At 64.3% G+C, this 12719-nt stretch carries 12 protein-coding genes; 10 read left to right on the forward strand and 2 right to left on the reverse strand.

Annotated features, from left to right (window positions below):
• Nucleotides 1-24 precede the first annotated feature (24 nt).
• A complete protein-coding gene (locus Q8N40_RS13785) occupies nt 25-795 on the reverse strand; it encodes an enoyl-CoA hydratase (protein ID WP_305712209.1) in 771 nt (256 codons plus the stop codon).
• 167 nt (nt 796-962) lie between these two features.
• On the opposite strand from Q8N40_RS13785, the gene Q8N40_RS13790 reads away from it, so the two are divergent.
• Together Q8N40_RS13790 and Q8N40_RS13795 are read left to right on the forward strand one after the other, a co-directional pair.
• Nucleotides 963-1505 carry a PaaI family thioesterase gene (locus Q8N40_RS13790; protein ID WP_305321521.1) on the forward strand — a complete coding sequence of 181 codons (543 nt, stop codon included), beginning with the start codon at nt 963-965 and terminating at the stop codon, nt 1503-1505.
• 89 nt (nt 1506-1594) lie between these two features.
• On the forward strand, nt 1595-2215 hold the full coding sequence (locus tag Q8N40_RS13795) for a TetR/AcrR family transcriptional regulator (protein WP_305712210.1): 621 nt from the start codon (nt 1595-1597) through the stop codon (nt 2213-2215).
• An 8-nt stretch (nt 2216-2223) separates the two neighbouring features.
• Here the strand turns inward: Q8N40_RS13795 and Q8N40_RS13800 are convergent, their stop codons facing one another.
• The gene (locus Q8N40_RS13800; protein WP_305321523.1) at nt 2224-3135 is read right to left on the reverse strand and encodes a LysR family transcriptional regulator; all 912 of its coding nucleotides are present in this window, start codon (nt 3133-3135) and stop codon (nt 2224-2226) included.
• A 101-nt stretch (nt 3136-3236) separates the two neighbouring features.
• On the opposite strand from Q8N40_RS13800, the gene Q8N40_RS13805 reads away from it, so the two are divergent.
• The 8 genes from Q8N40_RS13805 to Q8N40_RS13840 all read left to right on the forward strand — a co-directional run bounded on the left by Q8N40_RS13805 (nt 3237) and on the right by Q8N40_RS13840 (nt 12669).
• Nucleotides 3237-4733 (forward strand): CoA-acylating methylmalonate-semialdehyde dehydrogenase, encoded by a 1497-nt coding sequence (locus tag Q8N40_RS13805; RefSeq protein ID WP_305712211.1) that lies wholly within the window; start codon nt 3237-3239, stop codon nt 4731-4733.
• A 6-nt stretch (nt 4734-4739) separates the two neighbouring features.
• On the forward strand, nt 4740-5885 hold the full coding sequence (locus tag Q8N40_RS13810; protein WP_305321525.1) for an isobutyryl-CoA dehydrogenase: 1146 nt from the start codon (nt 4740-4742) through the stop codon (nt 5883-5885).
• A complete protein-coding gene (locus Q8N40_RS13815) occupies nt 5882-6967 on the forward strand; it encodes an enoyl-CoA hydratase/isomerase family protein (RefSeq protein ID WP_305712212.1) in 1086 nt (361 codons plus the stop codon). Before Q8N40_RS13810 ends, Q8N40_RS13815 begins: the two co-directional genes overlap by 4 nt.
• Nucleotides 6968-7000: 33 nt before the next feature.
• The gene (gene mmsB, locus Q8N40_RS13820; protein WP_305712213.1) at nt 7001-7888 is read left to right on the forward strand and encodes a 3-hydroxyisobutyrate dehydrogenase; all 888 of its coding nucleotides are present in this window, start codon (nt 7001-7003) and stop codon (nt 7886-7888) included.
• A gap of 151 nt (nt 7889-8039) precedes the next feature.
• Entirely contained in the window at nt 8040-9773 is a 1734-nt protein-coding gene (locus tag Q8N40_RS13825; RefSeq protein ID WP_305712214.1) for an AMP-binding protein, read from the forward strand.
• Nucleotides 9774-9776: 3 nt separating this feature from the next.
• Nucleotides 9777-10256: a MaoC family dehydratase gene (locus tag Q8N40_RS13830; RefSeq protein WP_305321529.1), complete on the forward strand. Its 480-nt coding sequence runs from the start codon at nt 9777-9779 to the stop codon at nt 10254-10256.
• Nucleotides 10257-10372: 116 nt separating this feature from the next.
• On the forward strand, nt 10373-11290 hold the full coding sequence (locus Q8N40_RS13835; protein ID WP_305712215.1) for an SDR family NAD(P)-dependent oxidoreductase: 918 nt from the start codon (nt 10373-10375) through the stop codon (nt 11288-11290).
• Between the two features lie 146 nt (nt 11291-11436).
• Complete coding sequence (locus tag Q8N40_RS13840; protein WP_305712216.1) at nt 11437-12669, forward strand: TIGR03862 family flavoprotein; 1233 nt, start codon at nt 11437-11439, stop codon at nt 12667-12669.
• Nucleotides 12670-12719 lie beyond the last annotated feature (50 nt).

Raw genomic sequence — 12719 nt, forward strand, 5'->3', positions numbered from 1 at the left:
TGCTGATGCTGCCCGGCCGTCGCATTACCGCTTCCGGTCGATAAATCCCTGCATCAGCCGCTGCGGCTCGCCGGTCAGGAAGGATTGCCCGAACACGGGAATCGAGAGGTCGACCGAATCTTTCAGCGGTAGTTCCTCCCATTGCCGCAGCAGGGCTTTTTGCGCGCGCAAAGCCTCAGGGCCGCATTCCAGCAGCATTTTCACGGCCTTCTCGATCGCGGCATCGAGGCCGCCCTCTGCGGCGACCATGTCGATCAGTCCCCAGGCCAGCGCGGTGGACGCGTCGATATTCTCCGCCGTCATCACCAGCCAGCGGGCGCGCCCCCAGCCGATCAGCCGCGGCAGCAGTGCCGCGTGAATGACGCTGGGAATGCCGACCCGGACCTCGGGCATGCCGAAATGGGCGTCATGTGCGGCAATCCGGAAGTCGCAGGCGGCGGCGAATTCCAGCCCGCCGCCGAGGCACCAGCCCGGCATCCGCGCGATCACAGGCGCGGGGAACGCGCGGGCGGCCTCGCAGAGATCACGCAGGCCGGTGATGAATGTCTCCGCCGAGGCCTGATCGAGTTTGGCCATTTCCTTGATGTCGGCGCCGCCGATCAAGCTCTTCTCGCTTTGGCCGGCAATGATGAGCACACGAATCTCCCGGTCGGCCGCGAGCGTTTGCAGCCCTTCCCGCACGCCGGTGATCGCGGGAGTTCCCAGGATGTTGAGCGAACCGGCGTTGCAGATGGTGAGGCGAACGACGCCGCGCGAGTCGCGGTCGACGCCGCAATAGGGATTGAGCATGTGCATGAACGGTCTCGCAATTCCCTGGAAGTGTGCGTGGCCGGTCACTTCCGGGGCAAAGCGCCGTCTTGTCAAGTGCTGCGCCGGGCGATCGGCATTGAGCGCCGCAAACCGTTGCGGAACGGTGGTCGCTTCGATAGTATGATGAACATCATTTATAATGGAGCATGCGCATGACGGCGGTTGACGGCATTGATGCGACGGCGACGGCGAGAGACCTGTTCGCGGCTGGATCGCGGCGGGAGCGGGTGGTGGCCTGGCAGGCGCCGGGTCCTGTGGCGAAAGCGGCGGCCGGCATGTCCGGGCTCGACGCCATGCGCGCGATCCGCGATGGGGTGCTGCCGGAACCACCGATGGCCCGGCTGATCGATTTTCGGTTGCGGGTGGCGGAACCCGGGCGGATCGTGATGGAGCTTCAGCCGCATGAAGGACTGGAAAACACCATCGGACTGCTGCACGGGGCCACCGCCGCGGCGCTGCTCGACACCGCCATGGGTTGCGCGATTTCAACCATGCTGTCGGCCGGGCAGGGCGCCGTCACGCTCGACCTGAAGCTGACCTATCTGCGGCCGCTATCGGTGAAGTCGGGCACCATCTCGGCGGAAGGCAAGCTGATAAAACTCGGCCGCCAGACCAGCTACGCCGAAGGCTGGGTCCACGACGGCGCTGGGAACCTTGCGGTGCACGCGACGGCGACATTCTCGATGGTCGGTTGACCCCCGCGAAATAAGATACAGCTTTCGCCGGTCGCACCTGCTATTATATGATCGAAAACATATCATAGACCAGCGAGTGCAGGACGGCGATGCGCTATTCCAGGGAACACAAGCTCGAGACCCACGCCCGGATCGTGAAGAAAGCCTCGGTGAGGATTCGCGAGAAGGGCGCGCATGGCATCGGCGTCGCCGACCTGATGAAGGATGCAGGGTTAACCCATGGCGGCTTCTACGCCCATTTCGATTCGCGGGAAGCGCTGGTGATCGAGGCCTTCGCCTACGCGATGGATCGGTCGACCGATCGCTGGCGCAAGCTGGCGGAAACCGTTCCGCAGGAAAAGCGCATGGCCAGCATCGTGGAATCCTACCTGACGCCGCTGCACCGTGACGATCTCGGTCATGGCTGCGCCATTACCGCGCTGGGCGCGGAAATCGCCCGTGAGAGCCCGAAGACCCGAAAGGCGTTTGCGGCCAAGCTGGAGCAGATGGTCGACATGCTCGCCGAACAGATCCCGGAGGTTCCGCGCAAGGCCGCGCGCAAACAGGCGTTGGCGACGCTGTCGACCATGGTGGGAGCGCTGGTGCTGGCCCGCATCGCCGGGTCGGGTGAAGTGTCGGATGCCATCCTGGGCGCCGGACGCGACGCCGCGTTGGGCCGGGCAGCGCCAGACAAGCCTCCCGTGAAGAAATCCCGTCCGCAGTCGAATTAAGTGGTTCCCTACGGCTGATTGAACAACGCGCGGTCGCGCTCCACCGTCTCGTAGATGTAGTCCGCAACCGCGCGAATTCGCGCGAGATCCTTGCTGTCGGCGTGCATCAACAGCCAGAAGCTGCGCGAGATCGAGATTTCGTGCGGCAGGATCGGACGCAGTTCCGGATGCGCCGTCGCCATGAAGTGCGGCAGCACCGCGATGCCGAACCCGGCGATGGTGGCGTTCAGCTGGGCGATCAGGTTGGCGCTGCGGAATTTGGCGGAAATCTTCGGCGAGACCTGTGGCAGGTAGTCGAGTTCCGGCGTGAACAGCAGTTCCTCGATGTAGCCGACGAAACGGTGGCCGGGCAGGTCGGCGCGGGATGCGATGTCAGGTCGCCGGTCGAGATAGGCGGGCGCGGCATAGAGCCCGAGGCTGTAGTCGAGCAGCTTGCGCCCGACCACCCGGCCTTCCTTCGGCATCGTCAGGCTGATGGCGATATCGGCCTCGCGCTTCGACAGGCTGAACAGCCGCGCCGTGGCGACCAGTTGCAGATCGAGATCCGGGTAGCGCTCGGTGAAGGGCAGCAGCCGGGAAGCCAGGAAGTGACTGCCAAAACCATCGGGTGCGCCGATCCGCACCGTGCCGGTCAGATGGGCGCGCGACCCGCCGACGGCCTCCTGGTTGGCGACGATGGTCGATTCCATCGCCTCGGCGCTGTCGGCGACGCGCTGGCCGGCTTCGGTCAGCAAATATCCTGTTTTGCGACGGTCGAACAGCTTTGCGGAGAGATGCCGCTCCAGCCGGTCGACACGCCGGATCACTGTGGCATGATCGACGCCAAGCTGTTTCGCGGCAGCGGAGACCGATCCGCCGCGTACAATGGCCAATAGGAACCGGAAGTCGTCCCAATCGATGGCGCCAGCTTGATCCCGCATTTCCGCACATCTATGGTGCAATATCTCGGACTTGAATACCGCAAAATGCGGGTCCAAAGGGTCACAAAGCGATCCAGCCGGGACCCAGGGAGATCTTTCACATGCGTGCAATCGGACATTTCATCGGCGGCCGTGAGGTCAACGGCACTTCGGGGCGGACGGCCGACGTTTTCGAGCCGATGACCGGCGAGGTCCAGGCCAAGGTCGATCTGGCCTCCAAGGCGGAAATGCGCGCCGCGGTCGAGAACGCCAAGGCCGCGCAGGTGGAATGGGGCGCCACCAACCCGCAGCGCCGCGCCCGCGTGATGATGAAGTTTCTCGAACTGGCGCAGCGCGATTACGACAAGCTCGCCGACCTCTTGGCGCGCGAGCACGGCAAGACCGTTCCCGACGCCAGGGGCGACATCCAGCGCGGCCTCGAGGTGGTCGAATTCGCCTGCGGCATTCCGCACCTGATGAAGGGCGAATACACCGAGGGCGCCGGGCCCGGCATCGACATCTATTCGATGCGGCAACCGCTGGGAGTGGTCGCCGGCATCACCCCGTTCAATTTTCCGGCGATGATCCCGATGTGGAAATTCGCGCCCGCGATCGCCTGCGGCAACGCCTTCGTGCTGAAACCGTCGGAGCGCGATCCCGGCGTGCCGATGGCGCTGGCGGCGCTGATGATCGAGGCCGGCCTGCCGCCGGGCATTCTCAACGTCGTCAACGGCGACAAGGAAGCGGTCGACGCCATTCTCGACGATCCCGACATCAAGGCGGTCGGCTTCGTCGGCTCTTCGCCAATCGCGCAATATATCTATGAGCGCGCCGCCGCCACCGGCAAGCGCGCGCAATGCTTCGGCGGCGCCAAGAACCACGCCATCATCATGCCCGACGCCGACATGGACCAGACCGTCGATGCCCTGATCGGCGCCGGCTACGGCTCGGCCGGCGAGCGCTGCATGGCGATTTCGGTCGCGGTGCCCGTCGGCAAGACCACCGCGGACCGCCTGATGGAGAAGCTTATTCCGCGCGTCGAGGCCCTGAAGATCGGCACCTCGATCGATCCGTCCGCCGACTTTGGTCCCTTGGTCACCAGGGCGGCGCTGGAACGCGTCAAGGATTACGTCGAGGTCGGCATCAAGGAAGGCGCCACCCTCGCGGTCGACGGCCGCGGCTTCAAGATGCAGGGCTATGAAAACGGCTTCTACATGGGCGGCTGCCTGTTCGACAACGTCACCAGGGACATGCGGATCTACAAGGAAGAGATTTTTGGGCCGGTGCTCTCGGTGGTGCGCGCGCATGATTACAGTGAAGCGCTGGCGCTGCCGTCCGACCATGACTACGGCAACGGTGTTGCGATCTTCACCCGCGACGGTGACGCGGCGCGCGATTTCGCCGCCAGGGTCAATGTCGGCATGGTCGGCATCAACGTGCCGATCCCGGTGCCGATTGCCTACTACACCTTCGGCGGCTGGAAGAAGTCCGGCTTCGGCGATCTCAACCAGCACGGTCCGGATTCGATCCGCTTCTACACGAAGACCAAGACGGTGACCGCGCGCTGGCCCTCCGGCGTCAAGGAAGGCGCGGAGTTCTCGATTCCGACGATGAACTAACCGTCGATGCACTTCGCCCTCAACGAGGACCAGGTTGCGGTTCGCGATATGGCGCGGGAGTTTGCCGCGGAGAAAATCGCGCCCCATGCGGTTCGCTGGGACGAGGAGAAGCATTTTCCGGTTGATGTGATGCGTGAGGCCGCGAGCCTCGGCATCGGCGGCGTTTACATCCGCGAGGAAGTCGGCGGCTCCGGGATGACGCGGTTCGATGCGGCGCTGATCTTCGAGGCGCTGGCGCAGGGCTGTCCGACGGTGTCGGCCTTCATCTCTATCCACAACATGGCCTCCTGGATGATCGACGCCTATGGCAACGACGCCCAGCGCCACAAATGGCTGCCCAAACTGTGCACCATGGAACTGCTGGCGAGCTATTGCCTGACCGAGCCCGGCTCCGGCTCGGATGCGGCGGCGCTGCGCACCCGGGCGATACGCGACGGCGATCATTATGTGCTCAACGGCCAGAAGCAGTTCATCTCGGGCGCCGGCAAGGGCGATCTCTATGTGGTGATGGTGCGCACCGGCGCCGACGGGCCCGGCGGCATCTCGACGCTGGTGATCGAGGGCGACACGCCGGGCCTGTCGTTCGGCGCCAATGAGCGCAAGATGGGCTGGAACGCGCAACCGACCCGCGCGGTGATTTTCGAGAATGTCCGCGTGCCGGTCGCTAATCGGCTCGGCGATGAGGGAATCGGTTTCAAGATAGCGATGGCCGGGCTCGATGGCGGACGCATCAATATTGCGGCCTGTTCGCTCGGCGGCGCGCAATGCGCGCTCGACAAGTCGCTGGCCTATATGAAAGAGCGCAAGGCGTTCGGTAAGCGTCTCGACGAATTCCAGGCGCTGCAGTTTCGCCTTGCCGACATGGCGACCGAACTGGAAGCGGCCAGAACTTTCGTCTGGCGCGCGGCTGCGGCACTCGACCGCAAGGACGCCGACGCCACCATGCTGTGCGCGATGGCCAAACGCTTCGGCACCGATGTCGGCTTCGAGGTCGCCAATCAGGCGCTGCAGCTGCATGGTGGCTACGGTTATCTCAGCGAATACGGCATCGAGAAGATCGTGCGCGATTTGCGCGTGCATCAAATTCTGGAAGGCACCAACGAGATCATGCGGCTGATCGTATCGCGGAAACTGATCGAGGGCGCGCGATGACGGCCGCTGCTGCTGTTGCGGGCTCCGAACCCGACCTGATCGCACGGCGCGAGGGTGATGCCGGTGTCATCCGGCTCAACCGTCCCAAGGCGATCAATGCGGTGACGCTGGAGATGTTTCGCGACATCGACAAGGCGCTGGATGCATTCGCGGCCGATCCCGCGGTAGCGGTGATCCTGCTGGAAGGCGCCGGCGAGCGGGGCCTTTGCGCCGGCGGCGATATCCGCGCGCTGTATGAGGATTCGAAGGTCAAAGGCGATCTCGGAAGAATCCTGTGGCGCGAGGAATACACCCTCAATGCGCGTATCGCCAAATTCCCAAAACCCTATGTGTCCTTCATGGACGGCATCGTGATGGGCGGCGGCGTCGGATTGTCCGCGCACAGCAGCCATCGCGTCGTCACCGAACGGACCAAACTCGCGATGCCGGAAGTCGGTCTCGGCTTCTTTCCCGATGTCGGCGGCACCTGGCTGCTGGCGCGCTCGCCGGGCGAGATCGGGACTTATTTCGGGCTCACCGGCCAGACCATGAACGGTCCTGATGCGGTGTATGCCGGCTTTGCCGACGCGGTGGTACCGTCAGGCAAACTGGCGGCCTTGCGCGAGGCGCTGACGAAAGTTCGGCCCGGCGTGACCGCTGTGGAAGTCACAAGCCTGATCTCCGGTTTTGCTACCGGCGAGACGTCAGGACCGGTCGCCGCAATCGAGCCGCGGATCGATGCATGGTTCGGCCATGACCGCATGCAGGATATCGTGGGGGCGTTGGAGGCCGACGGATCGGAACTGGCGCAGGCGACGTTCAAGACATTGAACGAGAAATCGCCGCGCGGCATGGTGGTCGCATTGAAACTGCTGCGTCTGGCGCGCGCATCATCCTCGCTGGAGGAGTGCTTGGTGCGGGAATATCGTGCCGCGCTGGAAGTGTTCGCCAGCGATGATTTTCGCGAGGGCGTGCGCGCCGCCGTGATCGACAAGGACCGCAACCCGAAATGGTCGCCGCCGCGCATCGAGGACGTGACGCCCGCGATGGTGGCGCCATACTTCGCCGAAATCGGCGCCGACGAACTCCAGTTCGATCAATAAGAATAGCAGCGACCAAAAAGCGGAGGAATTCAGATGGCAAGCATCGCATTCATCGGTCTCGGCAATATGGGCGGGCCGATGGCGGCCAATCTGGTCAAGGCCGGCCACAAGGTGACCGCGTTCGACCTGGTCGAGGCGTCGCGCGCGCAGGCCAGGGCCGACGGGGCAGGGATCGCCGACAGCTCCGTGGCCGCGGTGAAGGGCGCCGACGTCGTCATCACCATGCTGCCGGCGGGCAAGCATGTGCTCTCGGTCTGGAATGAAGTCATTCCGTCGATGACCAAGGGATCTCTGATCATTGATTGCTCCACTATCGACGTCGAAAGCGCCAAGCAGGCGCACGCGCTGGCGGCCAGGAACGGCGTCGGGTCGGTGGATGCACCGGTGTCCGGCGGCACCGGCGGCGCCAAGGGCGCGACGCTGACCTTCATGTGCGGCGGCGAGGACAAGGCTTTTGCAGCGGCGAAGCCGGTGCTGGAGAACATGGGCAAGAAGATCGTGCATTGCGGCGGCGCCGGCGCCGGGCAGGCGGCAAAAATCTGCAACAACATGATCTTGGGAATTTCCATGATCGCGGTCGGCGAGGCATTTGCGCTCGCTGAAAAGCTCGGCCTGTCGCATCAGGCGCTGTTCGACGTCGCCTCGACTTCCTCGGGGCAATGCTGGGCGCTGACCTCCTATTGCCCGGTGCCTGGACCGGTGCCGACCTCGCCGGCGAATAACGACTACAAACCGGGTTTCGCCTCGGTGCTGATGGTGAAGGACCTCACTCTGGCGCAGGACGCCGCCAATGCGGCGGGTGCCGCGACGCCGCTTGGCAAACACGCGCAGGAAATCTACAAGGCGTTTGATGCCGCGGGACATGGCGGGGTGGATTTTTCGGGGATCATCCGGCACGTGCGCGGGTTGGCGGGAAAATAGGTGAGGACCTCATCCTGAGGTGCTCGCGTATTTGGCGGGCCTCGAAGGATGAGTTGTTCGGTGCTTGCGGCCCATCCTTCGAGATGCCGCGCAAGTGGCGCGGCTCCTCAGGATGAGGTTGGGCATGTGGTAAGACGGGTCGGGGCCTAGCATGACAACATTCCAGGACGCGCGCACTTTCCTTCTCGAGCACCGCACCGACTACGATGCGGCCGTGAAAGGATTCCGCTGGCCGGATCCGGTGCCATTCAACTGGGCCCTGGACTGGTTCGACGCCGAACTGGCACGCAACGCCGACAGCAAGGATCGCCCGGCGCTATGGATCGTCGACGCCGGCAGCAACCGCGAGACCAAGCTCTCCTTCGAGGTGTTGTCGCGCCGCTCCAATCAGGTGGCAAATTTCCTGCGCGCGCAGGGATTGAAGCGTGGCGATCATCTGCTGCTGCTGCTCGGCAATGTCATCCCGCTGTGGGAGACCATGCTGGCGGCGATGAAGCTCGGGGTGGTCGTGATCCCCGCGACCACGCTGCTGACGCCGGACGAATTGCGCGACCGGCTCGATCGCGGCCGCGCCAGGATCGTAGTGGCGACGCAGGACCAGGTCGCGAAGTTTTCAGGGCTCGGCGGCGACGATCTGGTTGGCATCGTTGTCAACGCGTCGTCGAAACAAGAGGGTTGGCTGGCCTACGAGCAGTCCGCAGAGTTTCCGGAGGCGTTTGTGCCGGAAGGGCCGACCAATGCCGATGATCCGATGCTGCTGTATTTCACGTCCGGCACCACGGCAAAGCCGAAACTGGTGAGGCACAGCCAGCGCAGCTATCCCGTCGGCGCGCTCTCGACGATGTTCTGGCTCGGGCTGCAGCCGGGAGATGTGCATCTGAACATCTCCTCGCCGGGCTGGGCCAAGCACGCCTGGAGCTGCTTCTTCGCACCCTGGAATGCCGGCGCCACCGTGTTCGTGGTCAATCAGCCGCGGTTCGACGCAAAGGGCTTGCTGGCGACCATCGGCCGCTGCGGTGTCACCACGCTGTGCGCGCCGCCGACGGTGTGGCGGCTGTTCATCCAGGAGAAGCTCGACACCTTCAAGGTGTCGTTGCGCGAAGTCTGCGGCGCCGGCGAGCCGCTCAACCCCGAAGTGATCGACCAGGTGCGCGCGGCGTGGGGCCTGACCATCCGCGACGGCTACGGCCAGACCGAAACCACGGCGCTGGCCGGCAATTCGCCGGGACAGAAAGTAAAGATCGGATCGATGGGGCGCCCGCTGCCCGGCTATCGCGTGCGGATCACCGATATAGACGGGCACGTTACCAAGGAGGGCGAAGTCACATTGGTGCTCGGCGACGAGCGGCCCGCCGGCCTGATGCAGGGGTATCAGGGCGACGACGGCAAACTGTCAGGCGCCGACGGCGATCTCTATCGCAGCGGCGACGTGGTGTTCGCCGATGACGAGGGCTATCTCACTTTCGTCGGCCGTTCCGACGACGTGTTCAAATCATCGGATTACCGGATCAGCCCGTTCGAACTCGAAAGCATCCTGCTGGAGCATGAAGCCGTGGCGGAAGCCGCCGTGGTTCCGAGCCCCGATCCGATCCGGCTGGCGATCCCGAAAGCCTATGTGCTGCTGGTTTCCGGCCAGGAGCGGTCTGCGGAAACCGCGCTGTCGATCTTTCTGCACTTGCACCGGCGGCTGGCGCCGTTCAAACGTATCCGCCGGATCGAGCTGGTGACGGAACTGCCGAAGACGATTTCCGGAAAAATCCGCCGCGTGCAGCTGCGCCGGCTGGAGCACGACAATGATCGCGGCGATCCGTTACGCGGCGATGAATTCCGCGAGGAGGATTTCCCGGAACTGCAAAAGGTGCGGTCGGCCGGGTCGGAGAATTGACGCATGAATGAAGTCTGGAAGAAGCCACCGATCCCACTGGATGCCTACCTCAAGATGGTCGGCCACGAAGTCGGGGTGTCGTCATGGCATCTGGTCGATCAGGGCCGGATCAACGTCTATGCCGACGTGATCGAGGATCATCAGTTCATCCATGTCGATCCCGAGCGCGCCAGACGCGAAACGGCATTCGGCAACACCGTGGCGCACGGATTTCTGACGATGTCGCTGATGTCCATCATGTCCTACGAGGTGATGCCCGTGATCGAGGGCACCACGATGGGCGTCAATTACGGTTTTGACAAACTGCGGTTACTGTCGCCCGTCCGCGCCGGCTCGCGCGTCCGCGGTCGCTTTACCCTGACGGAAGCGACGTTGCGCAAGCCGACGGAACTGCTGTCGCGCACCAATGTGACGGTCGAAATCGAGGGTGAGACGAAACCCGCCCTGGTGGCCGACTGGATCGGTCTGATTTATTTCGCGTGACAACCCAACGCGTCATTGCCGGGCTTGACCCGGCAATCCATCGCTGATCAAAAACCGTAGAATTTAGGCGGATGGCCGGGTCAAGCCCAGCCATGACGAGTAGAGTGGAAGCTCACATGACAATCAGGTTTGACGGACGCGTCGCCATCGTGACCGGCGCGGGCAATGGCCTGGGGCGGGCGCATGCGCTGGGACTGGCGAGCCGCGGCGCGAAGGTGGTGGTCAATGATTTCGGCGGAGCCCGCGACGGCACCGGCGGATCGCTGACTCCGGCCGAAACCGTGGTCGAGGAGATCCGCAAGGCCGGCGGCGCCGCGATGGCGGACGGCGCCGACGTCTCGAACTACGAGCAGGTCAAGGCGATGGTCACCCGCGCCACCAGCGAGTGGGGCAGCGTCGATCTGCTCTGCGCCAATGCCGGCATTCTGCGCGACAAGTCGTTCTCCAAGATGGAGATCGCCGATTTCGCCAAGGTGATCGACGTACATCTCACGGGCACCTTCTATTGCTGCAAGGCGGTGTGGGACGGCATGCGCGAGCGCAATTACGGCCGCATCGTCATCACGACGTCGTCGTCGGGCCTGTACGGCAATTTCGGCCAGGCCAATTACGGCGCCGCCAAAGCCGGCATGGTCGGCCTGATGAACGTGCTGGCCGAGGAGGGCCGCAAGAACAACATCCGCGTCAACACGATCTCGCCGACCGCGGCGACAAGGATGACCGAGGAACTGCTGCCGCCGCAGGCGCTCGGCCTGATGCGGCCTGAAGCGATCACGCCGGCGATCGAGTTCCTGCTCAGCGAGGATGCGCCGACCCGCACCATCATGGGCGCCGGCGCGGGCTCCTTCGCGGTGATCAAGGTCATGGAGAGCGAGGGCGTCAACCTCGCCCAGTCTGACTGGACTCCCGATGCGGTCGCAGCCCACTTCGCCGAGATCAGCGACATGTCGAAGGCGCGGGCGCTGCAGGGTGCGTTCGAGCAAACCCAGAAATACGTCGGCCAGGCCGCGGCGCGGGCGGGGATCAAGCTGTAAGGGCTTGTGACGACCTCATCCTGAGGAGCTTGCGAAGCAAGCGTCTCGAAGGATGTCGGCAACGATGGAACTCGCGGCCATCCTGCGAGACGCGCGAAGGCGCCGCCTCTGGATGAGGTCTCGAATTGCTGAGAGGGTCCGCATCAATGTCAATTGCGCAAACCCACGTCGCCGTTATCGGCGCCGGCCCCTCCGGCCTGATGGCGGCGGAGGTGTTGGCGCAGGGTGGAGCGCGCGTTACCGTCTATGACGCCATGCCGTCGGCGGGCCGCAAGTTTCTGATGGCGGGGCGGGGTGGGCTCAACCTGACGCACAGCGAAGCGCTGCCCGCATTTCTCGCGCGGTACCGCGCCGCGATGCCGCAACTCGCAGCCGCAATCGAGGTATTTCCGCCGGATCGGCTGCGGCAATGGAGCGAGCAACTGGGCCAGCCGACCTTCGTTGGCTCCAGCGGGCGCGTGTTCCCGAAAGCCTTCAAGGCCTCCCCGCTGCTGCGCGCATGGTTACGGCGGCTGGATTCGATGGGCGTGCAACTCAAGCTGCGCCAGCGCTGGACCGGCTGGGACGGGCAAGGCCGTTTGCTGTTTGAAACGCCGGACGGAACGCAAACCATCGAAGCCAGCGCCACGGTGCTCGCGCTCGGCGGAGGCAGCTGGCCAAGGCTGGGCTCTGACGGTGGATGGACGGAAACGCTTGGCTCGAAAGGCGTGACGATCTTGCCGCTCCGATCCGCCAATTGCGGCTTCACTGTCGCATGGTCGGATATTTTTCGCGATCGTTTCGAGGGCCTGCCGCTCAAGGGCATTGCGCTGACGTTCGGCGCCCACATCGTGCGCGGCGAGGCCGTCATCACGCGCACCGGCATCGAGGGTGGCGCGATCTATGCGTTGTCGGCAGACTTGCGCGAGACCATTGTGGATTCGGGACGGGCGACGCTGCTTATCGCCTTGCGGCCCGATCTCTCGATCAATGAGCTGGTGGCGCGGCTGTCGATGCCGAAAGGCAAGCAATCATTCTCGAACTGGCTGCGCAAGGCGGCGCATCTGTCTCCTGTCGGGATCGGGCTGTTGCAGGAGGCGGCGGTGGCCTCCGGCGCGTCGTTGTCGTCGCTATCCGCCGAAAGGCTCGCCGGCCTGATCAACGCTGTGCCGGTTCAATTGAACGGCGTCGCGGCGATCGCGCGCGCGATCTCGACTGCTGGCGGAATTGCCTTCGACGAACTCGATGCCGATTTCATGATCCGGCGCCTGCCGGGCGTCTTCGCGGCAGGCGAAATGCTCGACTGGGAAGCGCCGACCGGCGGCTACCTACTGCAGGCGTCGTTCGCGACGGGGGCTGCGGCGGGGAGGGGAGCGTTGAAATATCTCGCGACGGAATGAACCCCGCCGCCCTTCGAGGCCTTCGCTGCGCTACGGCACCTCAGGGTGAC

The organism is Bradyrhizobium sp., assembly GCF_030693485.1.
Lineage (GTDB): Bacteria > Pseudomonadota > Alphaproteobacteria > Rhizobiales > Xanthobacteraceae > Bradyrhizobium.